Annotated in this window: 21 protein-coding genes and 1 tRNA gene; 11 read left to right on the top strand and 11 right to left on the bottom strand. The window is 43.8% G+C overall.

The window, feature by feature from the left end:
• The first annotated feature begins 163 nt into the window (after positions 1–163).
• The 10 genes from rplM (at position 164) to ABNE31_RS05355 (ending at position 10,796) form a co-directional block, all read left to right on the top strand.
• The gene (gene rplM, locus ABNE31_RS05400) at positions 164–619 is read left to right on the top strand and encodes a 50S ribosomal protein L13 (RefSeq protein ID WP_293284166.1); all 456 of its coding nucleotides are present in this window, start codon (positions 164–166) and stop codon (positions 617–619) included.
• Positions 619–1,005, top strand: coding sequence for a 30S ribosomal protein S9 (rpsI, locus tag ABNE31_RS05395; protein WP_127142248.1), 387 nt, complete (start codon positions 619–621; stop codon positions 1,003–1,005). The genes rplM and rpsI overlap by 1 nt, the downstream gene beginning before the upstream one ends.
• A gap of 223 nt (positions 1,006–1,228) precedes the next feature.
• A complete protein-coding gene (gene rpsB, locus ABNE31_RS05390) occupies positions 1,229–2,347 on the top strand; it encodes a 30S ribosomal protein S2 (RefSeq protein WP_349352648.1) in 1,119 nt (372 codons plus the stop codon).
• Between the two features lie 81 nt (positions 2,348–2,428).
• Positions 2,429–3,253, top strand: coding sequence for a translation elongation factor Ts (gene tsf / locus ABNE31_RS05385; RefSeq protein WP_179383642.1), 825 nt, complete (start codon positions 2,429–2,431; stop codon positions 3,251–3,253).
• A 132-nt stretch (positions 3,254–3,385) separates the two neighbouring features.
• Positions 3,386–4,093, top strand: a complete 708-nt coding sequence (pyrH, locus tag ABNE31_RS05380) for a UMP kinase (RefSeq protein WP_179383641.1) — start codon at positions 3,386–3,388, stop codon at positions 4,091–4,093.
• Between the two features lie 42 nt (positions 4,094–4,135).
• Positions 4,136–4,690, top strand: a complete 555-nt coding sequence (gene frr, locus ABNE31_RS05375; RefSeq protein WP_179383640.1) for a ribosome recycling factor — start codon at positions 4,136–4,138, stop codon at positions 4,688–4,690.
• A gap of 75 nt (positions 4,691–4,765) precedes the next feature.
• Positions 4,766–7,165 carry an MMPL family transporter gene (locus ABNE31_RS05370; protein ID WP_349352647.1) on the top strand — a complete coding sequence of 800 codons (2,400 nt, stop codon included), beginning with the start codon at positions 4,766–4,768 and terminating at the stop codon, positions 7,163–7,165.
• Positions 7,166–7,255: 90 nt separating this feature from the next.
• Complete coding sequence (gene asnS / locus ABNE31_RS05365; protein WP_349352646.1) at positions 7,256–8,689, top strand: asparagine--tRNA ligase; 1,434 nt, start codon at positions 7,256–7,258, stop codon at positions 8,687–8,689.
• Positions 8,690–8,736: 47 nt separating this feature from the next.
• Positions 8,737–10,194 carry an RNA polymerase factor sigma-54 gene (gene rpoN, locus ABNE31_RS05360; RefSeq protein ID WP_293284157.1) on the top strand — a complete coding sequence of 486 codons (1,458 nt, stop codon included), beginning with the start codon at positions 8,737–8,739 and terminating at the stop codon, positions 10,192–10,194.
• The gene (locus ABNE31_RS05355) at positions 10,194–10,796 is read left to right on the top strand and encodes a hypothetical protein (protein ID WP_179383636.1); all 603 of its coding nucleotides are present in this window, start codon (positions 10,194–10,196) and stop codon (positions 10,794–10,796) included. Before rpoN ends, ABNE31_RS05355 begins: the two co-directional genes overlap by 1 nt.
• Here the strand turns inward: ABNE31_RS05355 and ABNE31_RS05350 are convergent.
• From ABNE31_RS05350 to ABNE31_RS05310, 9 genes are all read right to left on the bottom strand, one after another.
• Positions 10,791–11,489, bottom strand: coding sequence for a porin family protein (locus ABNE31_RS05350; RefSeq protein ID WP_349352645.1), 699 nt, complete (start codon positions 11,487–11,489; stop codon positions 10,791–10,793). The two genes, ABNE31_RS05355 and ABNE31_RS05350, sit on opposite strands and share 6 nt — an antisense overlap.
• A 71-nt stretch (positions 11,490–11,560) precedes the next feature.
• Positions 11,561–12,043, bottom strand: a complete 483-nt coding sequence (locus ABNE31_RS05345) for a biopolymer transporter ExbD (protein WP_179383634.1) — start codon at positions 12,041–12,043, stop codon at positions 11,561–11,563.
• Positions 12,044–12,055: 12 nt separating this feature from the next.
• Positions 12,056–12,661, bottom strand: coding sequence for a biopolymer transporter ExbD (locus ABNE31_RS05340; RefSeq protein WP_179383633.1), 606 nt, complete (start codon positions 12,659–12,661; stop codon positions 12,056–12,058).
• 11 nt (positions 12,662–12,672) lie between these two features.
• Positions 12,673–13,110, bottom strand: a complete 438-nt coding sequence (locus ABNE31_RS05335) for a hypothetical protein (RefSeq protein ID WP_179383632.1) — start codon at positions 13,108–13,110, stop codon at positions 12,673–12,675.
• Between the two features lie 26 nt (positions 13,111–13,136).
• Entirely contained in the window at positions 13,137–13,865 is a 729-nt protein-coding gene (locus tag ABNE31_RS05330; protein WP_127142235.1) for a MotA/TolQ/ExbB proton channel family protein, read from the bottom strand.
• A gap of 78 nt (positions 13,866–13,943) precedes the next feature.
• Positions 13,944–14,031, bottom strand: a tRNA-Ser gene (locus ABNE31_RS05325).
• 66 nt (positions 14,032–14,097) lie between these two features.
• Positions 14,098–15,129 carry an asparaginase gene (locus tag ABNE31_RS05320; protein ID WP_349352644.1) on the bottom strand — a complete coding sequence of 344 codons (1,032 nt, stop codon included), beginning with the start codon at positions 15,127–15,129 and terminating at the stop codon, positions 14,098–14,100.
• A gap of 3 nt (positions 15,130–15,132) precedes the next feature.
• Positions 15,133–15,900 carry a TatD family hydrolase gene (locus tag ABNE31_RS05315; protein ID WP_349352643.1) on the bottom strand — a complete coding sequence of 256 codons (768 nt, stop codon included), beginning with the start codon at positions 15,898–15,900 and terminating at the stop codon, positions 15,133–15,135.
• 28 nt (positions 15,901–15,928) lie between these two features.
• A complete protein-coding gene (locus tag ABNE31_RS05310) occupies positions 15,929–16,462 on the bottom strand; it encodes a hypothetical protein (protein ID WP_349352642.1) in 534 nt (177 codons plus the stop codon).
• A 94-nt stretch (positions 16,463–16,556) separates the two neighbouring features.
• Between ABNE31_RS05310 and ABNE31_RS05305 the strand changes: the two genes are divergently transcribed.
• Complete coding sequence (locus ABNE31_RS05305; protein ID WP_349352641.1) at positions 16,557–16,997, top strand: retropepsin-like aspartic protease; 441 nt, start codon at positions 16,557–16,559, stop codon at positions 16,995–16,997.
• A 201-nt stretch (positions 16,998–17,198) separates the two neighbouring features.
• Here ABNE31_RS05305 and odhB read toward each other — a convergent pair whose 3' ends face one another.
• On the bottom strand, positions 17,199–18,419 hold the full coding sequence (gene odhB / locus ABNE31_RS05300; RefSeq protein WP_293284143.1) for a 2-oxoglutarate dehydrogenase complex dihydrolipoyllysine-residue succinyltransferase: 1,221 nt from the start codon (positions 18,417–18,419) through the stop codon (positions 17,199–17,201).
• Between the two features lie 23 nt (positions 18,420–18,442).
• Positions 18,443–21,244, bottom strand: coding sequence for a 2-oxoglutarate dehydrogenase E1 component (locus tag ABNE31_RS05295; protein WP_349352640.1), 2,802 nt, complete (start codon positions 21,242–21,244; stop codon positions 18,443–18,445).
• Between the last annotated feature and the right edge of the window lie 42 nt (positions 21,245–21,286).

Here is a 21,286-nt window from a genome sequence, read left to right as displayed (position 1 = left end):
TTACTTTACCGAAGCTAAACTTCCATACCCAGCATAATGCATAAGATTGAATTCTAAAAAAGCAGAAAAATATTCCCAATCAACCGTTTGTAATTCAATCTAATAATTGTACATTTGCAGCCCGTTATTCGGGAAAGGTTATTAAATCAATAATATTCGAGAAGTGGATACATTAAGTTATAAAACTATTTCCGCCAATAAATCTACTGTTGACAAACAATGGTTATTGGTTGATGCTGAAGGACAGACCTTGGGAAGATTGGCGTCTAAAGTAGCCAAAATACTTAGAGGGAAATACAAGACCAACTTTACCCCCCATGTGGATTGTGGAGATAATGTTATTGTTATCAACGCTGAGAAAATCGACATGACCGGTAACAAATGGGACGAGAAAGAATACCAAAGGTATACTGGGTATCCAGGTGGACAACGTTCCGCTTCCGCTAAAGACGTATTGGCCAAACACCCAGAGCGTATTATCGAAAGTTCCGTAAAAGGAATGCTTCCCAAAAACAAGTTGGGTGCGGACCTCTTCAGAAACCTTAAGGTGTATGCAGGAGCCGAGCACGGACAAGAAGCACAAAAACCAAAAGCTATAAACTTAAACGACTACAAATAATGGAAGTGGTTCATAAGATAGGTAGAAGAAAAACTGCTGTAGCCAGAGTATATGTTTCCGAAGGTTCTGGAAACATCACCATAAACAAGAGAGATCTTAACGATTACTTTACTACCGGTACATTGCAGTACAAAGTAAAGCAACCTTTTGCCCTAACGGAAACCGAAGGTAACTACGATGTAAAAGTAAACGTTTACGGAGGTGGTATCACAGGTCAGGCAGAAGCCGTACGTTTGGCTTTATCAAGAGCTATGTGCGAAATCGATGCGGAAAACAGAGGCATTCTTAAGCCAGAAGGTCTATTGACAAGGGACCCAAGAATGGTGGAAAGAAAGAAATTCGGTCAGAAGAAAGCCCGTAAGAAATTCCAATTCTCCAAGCGTTAATATACATTGGGTCTCGTACCCAACGATATATAAGTTCATTGAAAACCCTGAAAGCGTACACATTTCAGGGTTAAATTTTTAACCAAGTTGTCGTTGTTCCAAAAGGGAATATACATTTCGACTTTTTGGAAACTAGTTTAGCATCTAAATGGGCTGGGCGAACAAATTATTGTGACCACCAGTGCATTGCTACTTACAACGGAACGTAAACTAAGTACAAAAAATGGCAAGTAAAATTGAAGTAAAAGACTTACTGGAAGCAGGTGTGCATTTTGGACACCTAACACGAAAGTGGAACCCCAACATGGCTCCCTACATCTACATGGAGCGTAACGGGATTCACGTTATCAATCTCTACAAAACAGCTGCAAAGCTTGAGGAAGCGAACGAAGCCCTTAAGAAAATTGCCGCTTCAGGAAGAAAAATCCTTTTTGTAGCTACCAAAAAACAAGCTAAGGACATTGTAGCGGACAAAGTATCCAAAGTGAACATGCCGTACATCACCGAAAGATGGCCCGGTGGTATGTTGACCAACTTTGTAACCATTCGTAAAGCTGTCAAAAAAATGGCTGCTATCGACCGCATGAAGAAAGATGGAACGTTCAACACCCTTTCCAAAAAAGAAAGATTACAAGTTGACCGTTTGCGTGCCAAGTTGGAGAAAAACTTAGGCTCCATTGCAGATATGACCCGTTTGCCAGGTGCCCTATTTATTGTGGACACCATGCGTGAGCACATCGCTGTTAAGGAAGCGCAAAAATTGAACATCCCGATTTTCGCCATGGTGGATACCAACTCCGACCCTCGTGACGTAGATTTCGCCATCCCATCCAACGACGATGCCGGTAAATCCATTGAAATTATATTGGAGCACGTAACCAAAGCCGTTGCTGAAGGTTTGGAAGAGCGCAAAAACGATAAAGGAAGCGGAAAAGACAAGGAAGATGACACTACCGATGCGGTAGAGGAAACTCCAAAGAAAAAGGAAAAAGCCGCAGAAGAAAAGCCTGCTAAAAAAGCCGAGGCGGCAGCATCTAAAGAAGAGAAGCCTGCTGAGGAAAAGCCTGCCAAAAAAGAGGCTGAAGCCAAGCCAGAAGACCTTACCAAAATCGAAGGTATAGGACCTAAAGCTGCCGAGGCATTGGTTGCCAATGGCCTAAGCACTTACGCTGCACTAGCGGACACTGACGCTGAAAAAATCAAGGAAATCTTGACCGAAGCCAGTTCAACTTTAGCTCACTTGGACCCAACATCTTGGCCAAAACAAGCCAAAATGGCTGCCGAAGGCAACTGGGACGAACTAAAAGAATGGCAAGACAGCGTTAAAGGCGGAGTTGAATAAACCTGTTGATTTAACATTGTCCTAAACAAGAACACTCTCGTAGTGTTTTACTTTACATAAAATTTAAAAAAGAAAGAAAAAATGGCAAAGATTACTGCCGCAGAGGTAAATAAACTAAGACAAGCTACCGGAGCTGGAATGATGGATTGTAAAAAAGCTTTGGTCGAAGCTGATGGAGATTTTGACCAAGCCATCGAAATCCTAAGAAAGAAAGGTCAAAAAGTTGCAGCCAAAAGAGCTGACAGAGATTCATCTGAAGGTGCTGCCATCGCAAAAGTTAACGATGACAACACTCAGGGCGTGGTTATCTCCCTAAACTGTGAGACCGACTTTGTTGCCAAAAACGATAGCTTTGTAAAGCTTGCAACCGAATTGGCTGATTTGGCAATAGGTTTTGACAAAAAGGAAGACTTTCTAGCCGCTTCTTTCAATGGAATGACCGTTGCGGAAAAATTGACCGAGCAAACCGGTGTGATCGGTGAGAAAATCGAAATCGGAAGCTTTGAAAGATTGAGCGCTCCTTTCGTAGGGTCATACATCCACGCAGGGAACAAAATCGCTACTTTGGTTGGATTGTCCGCCAACGTTGACGGTGCTGCCGAAGCTGCCAAAGATGTGGCCATGCAAGCTGCCGCGATGAATCCTGTTGCATTGAACGAAGAAGGTGTGGACCAGTCCATCATCGACAAAGAAATTGAAATTGCAAAAGATCAATTGCGTCAAGAAGGCAAACCTGAGGAAATGTTGGACAAAATCGCTCAAGGAAAATTGAAGCGTTTCTTTAAAGACAATACTTTGGTGAACCAAGATTTCATAAAAGACAGCAAGCAAAGTGTTGCCCAATATGTAAAATCAGTAGACTCTGCTTTGGAGGTAACTGGTTTCACAAGAGTGGCATTGGGTTAATTCACCACAAGCACAAATACACGAACCGCTTCCCAAAAAGAAGCGGTTTTTTTATGGCCAAACCAAACCTGCAATTCTTCCTATCCCATAAATAATTTTGATTATTTTTGTCCGGACTTCAAGAAACTCTAAATGCATTACAAAAGAATTTTATTAAAATTGAGCGGAGAAGCCCTCATGGGCGAACAACAATACGGTATAGACGCCAAACGATTGGACGAATATGCCGATGAAATAAAATCGGTAATCGAAAAAGGTGTTGAAGTCGCCATCGTAATCGGGGGAGGCAACATTTTTAGGGGTCTCGCCGGGGCGAGTCAAGGAATGGACAGGGTGCAAGGCGACCACATGGGGATGTTGGCCACCGTGATCAACGGCCTGGCTTTGCAGAGCGCACTCGAGCTCAAAGGTGTCCAGACCAGATTGCAATCCGCCATCAAAATCAACGAAGTGGCAGAGCCTTTTATCAGACGTAGGGCCATCCGCCATTTGGAGAAAGGACGTGTAGTGATTTTTGGAGGTGGAACAGGAAACCCTTACTTCACCACCGATTCTGCAGCCGTGCTACGTGCCATTGAAATCAAGGCAGATGTGATATTGAAGGGTACCCGTGTTGATGGAATTTACACCGCCGACCCAGAAAAAGACAAAGACGCCACGAAATTTGATTCCATTTCCTTTAATGAAGTACTTTCCAAAGGACTCAAGGTGATGGATACCACGGCATTTACCCTAAGCCAAGAAAACGAATTGCCCATTGTGGTCTTCGATATGAACACTAAAGGCAACCTGAACAAAATAGTATCTGGAGAAAATATAGGAACCGTGGTCAATGTGTAAACTGACACACAATTTGGTTTCATTTTTATAAATTTGATTGTTATGGACGAAGATGTAAAATTTATTCTGGACAGCACCAAAGAAAGCATGGAGGCCAGTATTGCCCACTTGCAAAAAGCATTGACCAAAATTAGGGCCGGTAAGGCAAGCCCCATGATGCTCTCTACCGTGATGGTGGATTATTATGGTTCGCAAACCCCACTTTCACAAGTATCCAACATCAATACCCCAGATGCGCGCACCCTATCTGTGCAGCCATGGGAAAAAAACCTCTTGGGCGATATTGAGACTGCCATTATGAATGCCAATTTGGGCTTCAACCCAATGAACAACGGAGAAATGGTCATCATCAACGTACCACCACTCACCGAGGAACGCAGAAAACAATTGGTAAAACAAGCCAAGGCCGAAGCAGAGGATGCCAAGGTAAGTATCCGTAGTGCCAGACAGGAAGCCAATAAGGAACTGAAGGCATTAGATATCTCCGAGGACCTGTTGAGCAACGCCGAAGTTGACGTTCAGGAATTGACCAACACCTATAGTGATAAGGTCGATAACATCCTATCGTCAAAAGAAGCGGAAATCATGAAGGTATAAAACTTGGGTTTTGGTAGGGCCCATTCCTAGGAACACAACATATCATTTTCTACCTTTGCGCCCAACAAAACCCACATGGTAGCAAAGCTCACTAAAGGATTTTGGCCTAAGGTCGCAAGCATTATTCTCCGCAATAGGATTCTTATCCTGTTGGGAGTAGCAGGAGTAACCGTTTTTTTGGCCTTGCAATGGAAAAACATGCAGTTTTCCAACACCGAGGCCAACATACTTCCTGATGACCACCCTGCTACCATTCAATACAAGTCCTTTACCCAAATATTTGGCGAGGAGGGCAATGCCATCGTTTTGGCCATTCGGGATTCGGCTTTGTTCACACCGAAAAATTTTAATCGGTGGAACACGCTCAGCAAACAACTGGACGCTTTCCCCGAAGTCGACTACGTGATTTCTTTGGAAAACCTAAAGGAGCTGGTGAAAGACTCCGAGACTCAAACCTTTGTGATGACCCCTCTGATCGAGTCGCCCCCAAAGACCAAGAAAGAAATCGACTCGCTTACCAATCACCTTTTCAACGAACTTCCTTTTTACGATAATCTGGTGTACAACCCCAAGAGTGGCACCATCCAAACGGTGGTGTATTTGGATAAGGATATCATGAACACCGCTGTAAGGAACGAGTTTATCCTAAACGATCTGGGCGACCTCGTGGAGAATTTTGAACAAGAGACCCAGTTGGATGTCCGCGTTTCCGGTATGCCCTATATTCGAACATGGAACACCAAATCCATCGTGGACGAAATCGGTATTTTTATCGTTGGTGCTCTATTGGTGACCTCTATCATCTTTTTCTTTTTCTTCCGAAGTTTCAGGGCCACTTTTATATCCATGTGTGTGGTCATCATCGGGGTAATGTGGGCCTTTGGTATTTTAGGACTACTCAAATATGAGATTACCATCCTTACCGCCCTTATTCCCCCACTAATCATTGTCATCGGTATACCCAATTGTATTTTCCTCATCAACAAATACCAACAAGAGGTCAAAAAACATGGAAACCAAGCGCTTTCCCTGCAACGGGTAATTTCCAAAATCGGGAATGCCACCTTGATGACCAATATTACCACGGCGTCGGGTTTCGCCACCTTCATCATATTGGACAGCGACCTGCTCAAGGAATTTGGTATCGTGGCCTCCATCAACATTATTGGGATATTTATCCTTTCGTTGTTGATTATCCCCATCATTTACAGCTTTATGCCACTTCCAAAGACGAAGCACCTAAAGCACCTGAACAAAAAGTGGATGGACTTTTTTGTGAACTGGATGGAAAATATGGTGCGCAACCATCGCATTGCTGTTTACATCACCACCGTAGCTGTTTTGGTATTGAGCATTGTAGGTATCTATCAAATGCGCATTACAGGGAGTCGAATCGAGGACTTGCCCAAAAACAGTCATTTTTATAAGGACATCCAATTCTTTGAAGCGGAGTTTGATGGCATTATGCCCATGGAAATTGTGGTGGACACCAAACGAAAAAATGGAGTGGTAAAACCGGCTACCCTCAAACGCATGGACCGATTGGGTACCGTAATCGATGAGATACCAGAGCTGTCAAGACCTATTTCCATTGTTGATTTGGTAAAGTATTCCAAGCAGGCATTTTATAACGGCATCCCAAAGTACTATCAACTGCCCACCAGCCAGGAAAACACCTTTATCATGAATGCCGTGCAAAAGTCATCCACAGGAGGCACGGACCTTTTGCAAAGTTTTGTGGACAGCACCGGACAAACCGCCCGTTTGACCACTTACATGCGCGATGTGAAAATTGACCGTATGGAAGAAATCGAAAAAGATGTACAGGAAGCAATCACCAAGCAATTTCCTGCGGATCGCTTTGATGTTTTTATGACAGGAAAGGCACTCCTGTTCCTAAAAGGAACAAAATACTTGGTAAAGAACCTGCTGCTTTCCTTGGCGCTGGCCATCGGTTTGATTTCCTTGTTCATGGCCTATCTGTTCCGGTCTTATAAAATGGTCATCATTTCATTAGTGCCCAACCTTCTGCCCTTGGTCATCACTGCGGGAGTCATGGGTTATTTGGGAGTTCCCATCAAACCATCCACCATCTTGGTATTTAGTATCGCCTTTGGTATTTCGGTGGACGACACCATCCACTTTTTGGCGAAATATCGCCAAGAATTGGCTGCCAACCGTTGGCACATCAAACGTTCGGTGTATGCGGCCCTTCGCGAAACAGGAGTGAGTATGTTCTATACCTCAATCGTGCTTTTCTTCGGGTTCTCGGTATTCATTGTTTCCAGCTTTGGTGGAACCAAGGCCTTGGGAGGATTGGTGTCTGCAACCCTACTCTTCGCCATGTTGTCAAATTTGATTTTGTTGCCATCCCTACTGCTTTCTTTGGAAAGGAGCATTGCCAACAAACAAGTGCTCAAAAAACCACAAATCGATATTTTGCCCAAAGACGAGGACGGCCCCAAGGACAAATAGTAGCGGAAACTCCCATAAATTAGGCTTTTCCATTGCCATCATTTTTCATCAAAAACCTATCTTTACCGATTCAATAAAGATAGTTTTAGAATGATTTCTTATTCCATAAAAGAATTGCTGGAGAAGCAACCCGTAGGAGATTCCGTTGAAGTAAATGGATGGGTCAAAACATTTAGAAGCAACAGGTTCATTGCCTTGAACGATGGTTCCACCATTCACAATATGCAATGTGTAGTGGATTTTGAAAATTTGGACGAGGCTCTTTTAAAGCAAATTTCTACCGGAGCAGCACTAAAGGTCACCGGAACCTTGGAAGAAAGCCAAGGACGTGGACAGAGCGTGGAAATCCAAGTTACCGATATATTTGTGCACGGCACTGCCGACCCGGAGACCTACCCTATTCAACCCAAGAAGCATTCTTTGGAATTTTTAAGGGAAAAAGCACATCTCAGGGTGCGCACCAATACTTTTGCCGCAGTCATGCGCATACGTTCGGTGCTGTCTTTTGCCGTTCACAACTACTTTCAGCAAAATGGGTTTTACTATATGCACACTCCTATCATCACAGGCTCTGATGCCGAGGGTGCCGGGGAAATGTTCAGGGTAACTACCTTGGATGAAAAGAATCCGCCTTTGAACGATGCCGGGGAGGTAGACTACACAGAGGACTTTTTTGGAAAGGAAACCAATTTGACCGTGTCCGGTCAGTTGGAAGCAGAGACATATGCCATGGGATTGGGCAAAGTATACACCTTTGGCCCCACGTTTAGGGCAGAGAACTCCAACACATCCCGTCACTTGGCAGAATTTTGGATGATAGAGCCCGAGATGGCCTTTTATGATCTGGATGCCAACATGGATTTGGCCGAAGATTTCATCAAATACATTCTTCAATACGTGCTGGACCATTGCCAAGATGACCTTGAGTTTCTTGAAAAACGATTGTTGGATGAGGAAAAGAGCAAACCCCAAAACGAACGCTCCGAAATGGCACTCATCGAAAAATTGAGGTTTGTGGTAGAAAACAATTTCAAAAGGGTATCCTACACAGAGGCTATTGAAATATTGAAGAACAGTAAACCCAACAAAAAGAAAAAATTCCAATTCCCCATCGAAGAGTGGGGTGCTGACCTACAAAGTGAGCACGAGCGCTTTTTGGTGGAAAAACATTTTAAATGCCCCGTAATCCTATTCGATTATCCGGCCAACATCAAAGCGTTTTACATGCGTCTAAACGACGATGGCAAAACGGTTCGAGCCATGGACGTACTTTTCCCGGGCATCGGCGAAATTGTGGGTGGTTCGCAAAGGGAAGAGCGATTGGATGTGCTGGAACAAAAAATCAAGGAACTGGACATTGACGCCAAGGAACTTTGGTGGTATTTGGACCTACGAAAATTCGGCACCGCAGTGCATAGTGGATTTGGCCTTGGGTTTGAGCGCATGGTGCAGTTCGCTACGGGAATGGGCAACATTCGAGATGTAATCCCCTACCCTAGGACACCGCAAAATGCGGAGTTTTAATTTGATTTTAGTATTTTAAAAGGTAAGATTCCAATTCATCAATTCATATGCTGAAGCAACATCTACAGTTTAAACTTTCCCAAAAACTGTCTCCGCAGCAGATTCAGCTCATGAAACTGATTCAATTGCCCACGCAGGCCTTTGAACAGCGATTGAAGCAAGAGCTGGAGGAAAATCCTGCATTGGAGAGCGGCAAAGAGGAAACGGATACCTTGGATGATATGTACGAGGATACGTATGATGAATCGGAGGACCATGAAAACATCGACACCGAGGAAATCAACATAGACGATTACCTCAGTGATGATGAAATCCCCGATTACCGCACCCAAGCCAACAATTACAGTGCGGACGACGAGGACAAACGGGTCCCCTACGCGGCGGGAACATCCTTTACCCAATATTTGCTCAACCAGCTCAATACCGTCTATCTGGATGATGAAGAATGGGCCATAGCTGAGTTTTTGGTGGGCAGCGTGGATGAAAGTGGCTATATCCGCAGACCCTTGACGGACATTATGGACGATTTGGCCTTCACCCAGAACATATATGTGGAAGAGGACAAGATCAAAAAGGTGCTTGGTATTGTACAAGATCTCGACCCCCCTGGTGTGGCTGCCCGTTCATTGGACGAATGTTTGATCATCCAGCTCAAACGCAAAGAGCCAAAACCTTCAATAGAATTGGCCATTAATATCCTAGAACGGTCTTTTGAACATTTTACCAAGAAACATTATACCAAGCTCATCCAGAAACATCACGTTTCCGAAGAAGAGCTTAAGGAGGCCATTTCGGAAATTGAAAAATTGAATCCCAAGCCAGGAGGCTCCTACTCGGGAAATACCCGGATGATAGAGCACATAGTGCCCGATTTTTCCATTAAAATCGTGGACGGGGAACTGGAACTGACCCTAAATGGCAGAAATGCACCGGAGCTTCATGTATCCAAAGAATACAGTAACATGCTCGAAGGGTATAAAAATGCCAAGGAAAAGTCCAAGTCCCAAAAGGATACGGTCATGTTCATCAAACAAAAGCTGGATGCGGCCAAATGGTTCATTGATGCCATTCGCCAGCGACAGCAAACCTTGTACATTACCATGAATACCATCATGGAATATCAAAAGGAATATTTTATGACCGGGGACGAGCGGAAACTGCGCCCCATGATCTTGAAGGATATTGCCGATAGGATTGACATGGATGTTTCCACGGTGTCGCGAGTGGCAAACAGCAAATATGTGGACACTCCCTACGGCACCAAATTGATCAAGGATTTCTTCTCCGAGGCAATGAAAAATGAGCAGGGCGAAGATGTATCGACCAAAGAAATCAAAAAAATCCTGGAAACCGTTATCCGTGATGAGGAAAAGAAAAAGCCCCTCACCGATGCAAAGCTCGCCAAAATCCTAAAGGAAAGGGGATATCCGATTGCCCGGCGAACGGTCGCCAAATATCGGGAACAGTTGGGCATTCCGGTGGCCCGACTACGAAAAGAGATTTAATGCGTCACCTATTCCACATTATATCGTACCTGTTCCATCCGTTGTTCATACCGATTGGAGGTACGATTGCTTATTTTTTGGTGGCCCCATACAGCACCTTGGAAACCCAAAGTGGCAACATTCTCCCCATCTTTATTTTGACCGTCATCATCCCCATCATCTTTTTCCTGATCCTAAAGAACTTGGGGATTATCCATTCCATATTCCTTCCCACTGTTCAAGAGCGCAAATACCCGCTTTATATTAGTTGTATCATTTTTTTAATGATATTGTACAAAGTAATACCCAATAATTACGTACACGAGCTCTTTTACTATTTTACGGGACTGTTGACGGCCACGTCTGCAACACTTATACTATTGTTCTTCAAATTTAAGACCAGCATGCACCTTTTGGGTATGGGAAGCATCTTGACCTTCTTAGTGGCCCTTAGCATCCATTTTGAGATTAACATTACCATCGCCATTAGTTTGTTTACGCTTTGCACGGGTCTGGTGGCCACTTCCCGCCTATATTTAAAGGCGCATACCGCCAACGAACTGTTGATAGGGTTTCTTCTGGGAAGCTGTTCCCAGTTGATTATTCTGAAATACTGGTTATAGGATATAAAAAATGAGCCCGATCCGCAGCACATTCAATTCAAGAGGTGTGCCATTCAAGGTTGGTCCATCCGCAAGCACGGAGTTTAAACTGTAATAGGCGTGCACGTTCCATGTGTTGTATCCAAAATTCAACATGAGGCCATATTGAAAAGTTTCAATATCAGGATTGGAAAACAATTCATTGCCGCTATCCATCACCAATTTAGATCGACCCGAAAACACGTAGCCCAATTTTACGCCGGCATATACACGCCAAAACTTATAATCGGCCGCGGTGGAGGTGCGCCAACGTAGTTCCAAGGGAAACTCAATGGCATGGGTTTCCAACTTGCTACGGTTGAAGTCAGCATCTACCGCTACGTTGTACGCAATACCATTCTCTTCTTCGGAGGCCACCACATTCGAATAATAGGAATTGGCCGCGTAACCGACACCGAGTCCCAAACCAAAGTTTCTTCGTTTATTCAAAGGAATATCCTTGATAAATCCCACTTGAAGATTATAGCTAAAATTGCGCTGATCCATCTCGTCGGGCGTATCCAATAACACGTTATAGGCTACCCCTGTATAAAACTGGTCCTCCAGATACTTCTGATCCAACACTTGGATGCTATCCGTTGCTTCCTGTCCCCATGCAGATACAGAGGAAAGGATAAAGCCGCAAAGAGTGAATTGAAATAGAAAACGAATCATAGGTGAATTTAAAACAAAAAACGCCCCAAATTAAAAATTTGGAGCGTTTCCCACTAAATCTAAGCTATTGCCTACTGTAGATTGTTAAAAGCATCTCCCTCGTAAGTGGTATAATTCACTTTCAAGGCATTCACTTTTCTCAATTCTTGCTTAATATCGGTAATAAGGCCCATATTGGCTTCCTTATCCACTTTCAAAGCGGTAGTCAATACATTTTGAAGTTCTTGCGGTTTTTTTGCACGTTCTGCCAAGATAAATGAACCTACTTCGTCCACATTGGCAAACTTATCGTTCAATTGGATTTTTGGCTCTGAACCAAAAACCTTTTGATATTCTTGCGTAGGTGTTCCTACGTAAATGTAAATAACGCGATCCTTCTTCTCCAACTTCTTGATTTCAGAAGCATTGGGAAGAGTGTTGGCAACCATTAGAGAACTATCTTTCATTGTGGTTACTGTCATAAAGAAGAACAGTAGCATGAAAACGATATCGGGCAACGAAGCTGTTGATACCGCTGGCAAATCGCCATCCTTCTTTTTATTAAACTTAGCCATATTAAATAGTTATTAATTGGTTGTGGTTTCTGCCTCTGAAAGCTTTTGTGGGAACATATCCTGGATACGTTTCACTTTGTCTTTCAAGTCATCTCTAACGCTCGATGGGGTTTCAGGATCCAAATAATCCGCTTCCATATCGGTAAAATCCTTACCGTACAAACGCTGAGCTTCACGGTTACGCAAGTCGTTGTAAGCACCAACCAACTCATTTTGAACGGTGATGTAGGTACTATACTTGGTCTCCCTGTCGTTCTTCAACGAGATAATGGCTTTTGTCGGGTTATCTGATGAGGAAGGGTCCTTTTTACCCTTGCAATAAGAGCAGGTTCCGTCTGCACCGTTCTCCAAGAAAGCGGTGGCGGCCTTTCTAAGGTCCTTCATTTCCATCAAATTATCCTCGACCAAAAGCTGTCCATTCTTGTTGATGTTCACAGTAAAAATGTTCTTCTGCTTAATTACAACATCTTGATCTGGCGGCTCTATCGGCGGCAACATCCTGTCCAATCCTGCGTCTGTTTCAATGGTGGTGGTCACCAAGAAAAAGATAAGCAAGAGGAACGCGATATCCGCCATGGAGCCGGCATTTACTTCCGGTGCTCCTTTTCTTCTAGGCATAATTCAACTTTTTACTTTACAAACATTCTTTTCAAACCTGGTACTACCATTAGAACTACCGCAATTGCGGTAAGGATGAAGAAAACGTTCAATCCCATTCCAATGTTTTTCACAGTTCCTTCCGTAGTCTCAACGCCTCTTTCGGACATTGCTTCGACCACGGCCATATTATCAGATGAGAGCCCGTATGATACGGCCACTACGATGGCCAATCCACCGATGGCGAAAAGGGCTTTCTTTAAACTTCCTTTAGTAGAGAACAATTTTGCAAACCCGAAGACTACCGTAGTGATTACGGCAATGGCCAACAGGATGTACATAATTACGAACATAAAGTTCATGGCTCCACTGTTTATGGCGCTTGGATCATCGGCAGAGGGAAGGGAGAACCAAAGTACGGCAGCTACCAATCCAATGACGATGAGCAATATTTTAACTATTTTATTCATGATTCTCGATAGTTTTTAATTCGTAATTACTTCTTGTGGGCAGCCAACATGTCGATCAAAGCGATGGAGCTGTCTTCCATGTCATTTACGATACTATCGATTTTAGCAATAATATAGTTGTAGAAAATCTGAAGGATAATCGCAGTGATCAAACCGAATACGGTTGTCAACAACGCCACCTGGATATCTCCTGCAATCAAGGAAGCACTCAAGTTACCTACAGCTGCAATTTTCTGGAAGGCCTGGATCATACCGATTACCGTACCCATGAACCCAAGCATGGGAGCAATGGCGATAAAGAGGGACAACCAAGATACGTTTTTCTCCAACTGGCCCATTTGTACACCTCCGTAGGAAACAACCGCTTTCTCAGCAGATTCCAATCCTTCGTCAGCTCTATCCAAACCTTGGTAGTAGATAGACGCAACAGGTCCTTTAGTGTTTCTACATACTTCTTTGGCTGCTTCTACACCTCCTGAAGCCAAAGCGTCCTCAACTTGTTGCTTCAGTTTAGTGGAATTTGTAGTTGCCAAATTCAAATAGATGATTCTTTCGATGGCAACTGCCAATCCCAAGATCAAACATAGCAATACGATTCCCATGAAGGCAGGCCCCCCTTGGATAAATTGCTCTTTCAATACCTGGGTGAAACCCTTGCTGGCTTCAGCTTCTTCTTGCAACATTGCTGCAGACGCAGTTGTAGTTCCCATCACAAACATTCCGGCAGCAGCCAGAGTAAAGGATATTTTTTTCATTTTACTTAAACTTAAATTTAGTTAGTTAATAATGTTAAAGATATAAAAATTTTATAATAGAAAAACTAAAATACCTTGCAGAGAGGAAGGGATTCGAACCCTCGATACACTTTTGGTGTATACACACTTTCCAGGCGTGCGCCTTCGACCACTCGGCCACCTCTCTATTGTTTCATTTAGGGCGACCAATAAACAAAAAAATAATCAGTTATAGAAATTTGGAGCGTTAATTTTACACCATTTCGCCACGTAGCGGCGTCTCAAAAATTGTCTTGAACAATTTGTCGGGAACCCCCGTCCCCAATAGGTACATCGCTTTTGCAACAGCTGCTTCGGTTGTAATATCCTTGCCATTAACCAGTTGCATCTCCTTGAGCTTTTCGCTCGTTTCGTAGTGCCCCATAAAAACACTTCCTCCCGAGCATTGTGTCACGTTTATGATATGCAATCCTTTTTCCACCGATTTTTTTATGGCATCCAAAAACCAATCGTCCATAGGAGCGTTTCCTGCACCGTAGGTTTCCAAGATCAATGCCTTTAGATCGGGAATGTTCAGTACCGCGTGGAGCACATTTTGGTTGATTCCCGGAAACAATTTGAGTATCGCCACCCGATTGTCCATTTTCTTGTGCACTTGGAGCGACTTGTTTTTTGTCACTTTTTTGATCAGATAATTATGGTGCACCTTTAAATGCACACCAGATTCCACCAAAGGTGGATAATTCAAGGAGTCAAAAGCCTCGAAGTGTTCCGCATTGATCTTGGTGGTGCGATTGCCCCTGTAGAGCTTGTACTCAAAATACAGTCCAACTTCCTGCAGCACGGGCTTCCCCTTTTTCTGAAGCGCGGCAATTTCGATAGAGGTAATCAGGTTTTCCTTGGCATCGGTACGCAAATCCCCGATGGGCAATTGCGACCCTGTAAAGATGACTGGCTTCTCCAAGTTTTCCAGCATAAAGCTTAATGCCGACGCAGAATAACTCATGGTATCGCTGCCATGGAGCACCACAAAACCATCGTTATCATCATAATGCTCCTCTATAATGGATGCAATTACGGCCCAATAATGTGGATTCATGTTGGAAGAATCAATAGGATCATCAAAAGAGACACCACGAAGATTGCAATCCAATTGCTTCAACTCTGGAATGTTCTTCACCAGCTCCTCAAAATTAAAGGCCTTGAGCGCACCGGTTTTATAATCCTTCACCATACCGATGGTACCTCCGGTATAGATGAGCAATATGTTGGTCTTTTTTTTCATAGATCAGATTCTGAATAGCTCTTTTGAGTTTGCCGTGGTGATTTCTGCGATGTCTTCTTCCGGCATACCATAAATGGATGATAGTTTTTCCAATACCTGTACCACATAGGCACTTTCATTGCGTTTGCCGCGATAAGGGACCGGTGCCAAATAGGGTGCATCCGTTTCCAAAACGATGTGTTTCAGGTCAATTTCATTCAAAAACTGGTCGATCTTACCATTTTTAAAGGTGACCACCCCCCCAATACCCAACTTCATATTGTAGGAAAGGGCACGATGTGCTTGCTCCAAGGTTCCCGTAAAACAATGGAAAATCCCGAAAAGTCCCTCCCCTTTTTCCTGTTCCAATACCTCGAATACCTCATCAAAGGCGTCACGACAATGAATTACAATGGGCAATTGATGTTTCTTCGCCAACCGAATCTGATAGGCGAAAGCATCTTGCTGTTCCTTCAATAAGGTTTTGTCCCAATACAGGTCGACTCCGATTTCGCCAACGGCATAGAATTTTTTCTTGTCCAGCCATTGTTCCACATGGGCCAGCTCATCCTTGTAATTTTCCTTTACATGGGTTGGGTGCAGCCCCATCATCAAAAATACATTCTCGGGATAATTGGCTTCCAGGTCGAGCATGGATTGGGTGTAGGTGGAATCGATGGCGGGAACAAAGAACCGTTTTACTCCGGCATCCAAGGCTCGTTGCATCATTTCATCCTGGTCTTCATCAAAGGCTTCGCTGTATAAATGGGTATGGGTGTCGGTTATAATCATTGATTTACGTATTGTCCATGTTGCGTACTTACCAACTTGCTCGAGTAATTATTACTGACCTGCCATCGTTTAAAAATCCAATGGAAAAATATTTATCAGCATCTAAGTTTCGTGCGTATTGTTTTAAATATTCTTTTGAATCAACTTTACTTTCAACATAATCCAATTCTTCTGAAGACATTGTATTATCAACCTCCTTAAATCCAATATTAAGAATTTGACTTTCCAACCTATCCATATCCTCCTTATCCAATTCAATCAAAAATGAAGAAGTATAATCTCCGAAATGGTCAGGATACGATGCAATTTTATACCTAATCTCACCACTCTTTGGAAATGGCATTTCAACCACTTGCTCAAAATCTTCCTCGTAAAAATCAAAATCAGGATAAATTGCCCGATAAATAAAAAATCCGAGAATGAGTATCGGAACAAAAGAAATCAATCTCCATTTTTTGTTGAACCTTTTTTTCTTTATCCAGCGATATAACAAAAAAGAAATTGTGATAGGCGCTCCTATTATCACAACCACGATAAGTAATAGAAAGATTAAAAACTCCATTTAGATTTCAAATGACTCCGTCACAAAAATAGGCTTATCTTAGATGTCCCAAAACTTTGTTATCGATTAAAGCCCTTCAAGAGCATATTTCCATATGGCATCACTCAAAAAATTCCTAAAATCCAAAGACTACCTTAAAATACCTTTGGTATTGACCGAAACCAACCACTTTGAACTAGTAGCCAGCATTAATGGTGTAAAGGGTAGGTTCATCTTGGATACGGGAGCCTCCAACACCTGCGTGGGCATGGACAAAATCGAGTTTTTTGAAATGCTATCGGAAGTAACCGACATTAAAGCTGCCGGAGCGGGAGCTACGGAAATGGAAACCTTGATTTCCAATAAAAACAAAATCCAAATCGGCGACTGGAAAAAGAAAAAACAGAAAGTCGTTCTTTTTGACCTCACCCATGTCAACCAAGCCTTGGTCAACCACAATGCCTTGCCGGTTGATGGCATTATTGGCGCCGACCTCCTGAATAAGGGAAAAGCGGTAATTGACTACCATAAAAAATGCCTCTACTTAAAAAAGTAAAGGCATCTTCCTATTTTGACTTTAAAAATTTATGAAGCAAACCGTCAGTTCGAGTTTTTTCCTTAAGGAAAAAGTATCGAGAACATGGTTTTCTGCATACACTTATCCATTCTCGATACATTTTTTTAATGTCATACATTAAAAAATCACTCGAATTGACACACGTCTAAATTGTTAGACTGCGCTCGAGATGACATTCGCTTATAACTCCAACGCTTTTTTAACATCGCCGTCCATCAACAATTCTTCTGGACTTTCCAAAGCTTCTTTCACAGCCACCAAGAACCCAACGGACTCTTTACCATCAATAATTCTATGGTCATAAGAAAGTGCTACGTACATTACTGGTGCAATGGCTATGGCACCATCTCTAACAATGGCACGTTCCACAATATTGTGCATGCCCAAAATTCCGCTTTGTGGCGGGTTAATAATCGGGGTGGACAACATGGAACCGAACACACCTCCGTTGGTAATGGTAAAGGTACCACCAGTCATTTCATCCACGGTGATTTCACCTTCCCTAGCACGGATGGCCAATCGTTTTACTTCGGATTCTATGCCTCTGAAGGTCAAGTTCTCCGCATTTCGGATAACGGGCACCATCAGGCCTTTCGGTCCTGACACCGCAATACTGATATCGCAGAACTCGTAGGTGATCATTTCTTTGCCATCGATCATGGAGTTAACGGCGGGATACATTTGAAGGGCGCGGATCACGGCTTTGGTGAAGAAGGACATAAATCCAAGACTCACCCCATGCTTTTCCTTGAACTCTTCCTTGTATTGGCTGCGCAACTCGAAAATCGCCGACATGTCCACTTCGTTGAAGGTGGTCAACATCGCTGTTTCGTTCTTGGCGGATACCAATCGCTCAGCCACCTTTCGGCGTAACATGGAAAGTTTGGATCGGCTCTCACCACGGTTTCCTCCAGTGGGCGTACCCATGGATGGCTTTGCCTTCACGGCATCGTCCTTGGTGATACGGCCATCTTTTCCGCTACCGGAAACGGATGAAGGTTCAATACCTTTTTCATCCAATATTTTTTTGGCTGCTGGGGATGGTGTCCCAGAAGCATAGGTTTCTTTTTTAGGCTCCTCTTTCTTGGGCGCCTCCTTTTTAGGCTCTTCTTTTTTGGACTCCTCTTTTTTATCGGAAGCATCCGATGAACCTTCAGGCTTTTTGGCACTGGTATCGATAAGGCATACTACTTCGCCAACGGCAACAGCGTCGCCTACTTCGGCCTTAAGGGTAATAATTCCGCTCTCCTCTGCAGGAAGCTCCAATGTTGCCTTGTCCGAGTCCACCTCGGCTATGGCCTGGTCCTTCTCCACATAGTCTCCATCCTCTACCAACCACTCGGCGATCTCTACCTCTGTAATGGATTCCCCTGGTGAGGGAACTTTCATTTCTAAAACCATTCTATTATCGTTTATACGTGATATTATCTTATTTGCATGTTGTCCTTGCTCTTGTCAAAAACGTAGTCCAGTACTTCGGCATGACGTCTTTTGGAGCGTACGGCACTACCTGCGGCAGGAGCACCATAAAATCTTCGGGAAGCCACCCTAAATTGTTTGGCCTCGTCCAAATGCATCAACATATGGCTCCAAGCGCCCATGTTTCGAGGCTCTTCTTGGGCCCAAACAATGTCGTCGGCATTCTTGTATTTTTTGATAATGCTTCGCATTTCTTTGGCCGGTAACGGGAACAATTGTTCCAAACGAACCAAGGCTACATCTTCCTCGCGGCCAAGCTCCTCTCTTTTCTCCAACAGATCGTAGTAGAACTTACCGGTACAGAACACCAATGTCTTCACTTTGCTGGCCTTAACACCTGCATCATCGATTACCATTTGGAAACTTCCGTTGGCCATCTCCTCTTTTGTCGAGACCACTTTGGGATGCCTCAACAAACTCTTTGGCGTAAATACGACCAATGGTTTACGGAAGTTGGCCTTCATTTGTCTACGGAAGAGGTGGAACAAGTTGGCCGGGGTGGTCACATCGGCCACGAACATATTGTCCTTGGCACATAATTGCAGGTATCTTTCCATACGTGCTGATGAATGCTCTGCCCCTTGACCCTCATAACCGTGAGGCAATAGGAGCACCAGTCCATTTTGTAGTTTCCACTTATCTTCTGCGGATGACAAATATTGATCAATAATGATTTGGGCACCGTTACTGAAATCCCCGAACTGTGCCTCCCAAATCGTCAATGTTTTTGGGCTCGCCATGGCATAACCATAATCAAATCCCATCACCGCATATTCCGAAAGCAATGAGTTATAGATGTGGAACTTCCCGTTTTGGTTCTCCCCCATCTCATTCAACAACACCACTTCTTCTTCGTGCATTTCGGTTTTAATGACCGCATGCCTGTGCGAAAAGGTTCCCCTTTCCACATCTTGTCCCGTCATACGAACATCATAACCTTCCTCGATCAGAGATCCATAGGCCAACAACTCACCCATGGCCCAATCCAGCTTGTTGTCCTCGAAGTACATTTGATGACGGCCTTCCACCAATCGCTCCAATTTCCTTAAGAATTTTTTATCCTCCGGAAGTTTGGTAATGCTCTTGGCAATTTCGTCCAATTTTTTAAGATCGTACGTGGTATCCATAGGTTTCAGCATCACCTCTTCGGTAACCTGCTCAAACCCTTCCCATTCATCCTGCATGAAAGGGGTTATTCTCGTCTTTTCGATTTTACGGGAATCCATAAGATTCTCCTCCAAATCGTTCTTGTATTTTTCCTCCAGTTCTTTTACGTAGTTCTCGTCGATAATGCCTTCGGCAATCAACTTCTCCGCATAAATATCCCTAGGGTTTTTGTGCTTGGAAATGGATTTGTACAACAGGGGCTGCGTAAACTTGGGTTCGTCACCCTCGTTGTGACCATATTTACGGTAACCCAGTAGATCCAAGAAAATATCGCGTTTGTAACGCATCCTATATTCCAAGGCAAAGGTAGTGGCGTGCACCACGGCCTCTGCATCGTCGGCATTTACGTGAAGTACTGGCGAGAGGGTCACTTTGCCCACATCCGTGCAGTACGTTGATGATCTTGCATCCAAATAGTTGGTGGTAAATCCAATTTGGTTGTTCACCACAATATGGATGGTACCTCCGGTAGTGTATCCCTCCAAACGGGCCATCTGTATCACTTCGTAGACCACACCCTGACCTGCAAAGGCGGCGTCTCCATGAATCAATATAGGGAGTACCTCGGAAATATTGTCGCCGTGATCTCTATCCTGTTTGGCCCTGGCGATACCTTCAACTATGGAGTTGACGGTTTCCAAGTGGGATGGGTTCGGAGCAATGTTCATGTTGACCATTTTGCCGGAGTCCGTCTCGCGCTTGGATGTCCATCCCAAGTGATATTTCACATCACCATCGAAGATGGTTTCCTCGTAATCCTTACCATCAAACTCGCTGAAAATATCTTTAGGCGATTTTCCGAAGATATTGGTGAGGACGTTCAAACGTCCACGGTGGGCCATTCCCACCACAAATTGCTTCACTCCTTGGTCTGCAGCCTTTTCAATGATTACGTCCAAAGCAGGAATCAAGGATTCTCCCCCTTCAAGCGAAAAACGCTTTTGTCCCACATATTTGGTATGCAAGAAACTTTCGAAGGATACAGCTTCGTTCAATTTCCGTAGAATATTCTTCTTTTCCTCTGGGGTATAATCGGGATGGTTATCGTTCTTGTTGAGCCAATCCTGAATCCACTGGATACGCTCCGGGGTCCGGATGTACATGTACTCCACCCCAATGGCGTCACAGTAAATACTTTCCAAGTGACGGATGATTTCTTTTAAGGATGCAGGTCCTATACCTAGGATTTTACCGGCATCAAAAACGGTATCCAAATCTTCTTGGGTAAGGCCAAAGTTGTCGATATCCAAGGTAGGCTCGTACTTGCGTCTTTCTCTAACGGGGTTCGTCTTTGTAAAGAGGTGCCCTCGAGAACGGTACCCATCAATCAGGCGGATGACCTGGAACTCCTTTTGAAGGGTTTCCGGCATTTCCACCTTTCTTCCATTGGTAAGCACGACCATGCCACTCTTGTCCGAGTCGATGCCCAAATCCTCCAAGGAACCTTCCAAACCGAAATCAAAACCCTGAAAAAAAGCCCTCCAACTGGGCTCTACGTTATCTGGATTCGTTAGGTATTTATCGTATTGCTCCGCAAAGAATGATGTGTGCGCAGCGTTTAAAAATGAATATTTGTCCATTCTTTCTGTTTCTCCAAAACTTTATGGAAAATTTTGTCAAAA

This window comes from Flagellimonas sp. MMG031 (genome assembly GCF_040112705.1).
GTDB lineage: Bacteria > Bacteroidota > Bacteroidia > Flavobacteriales > Flavobacteriaceae > Flagellimonas.
Note: the sequence above shows the minus strand (reverse complement) of the source record. Positions and strands in the feature narration are given on the sequence as shown.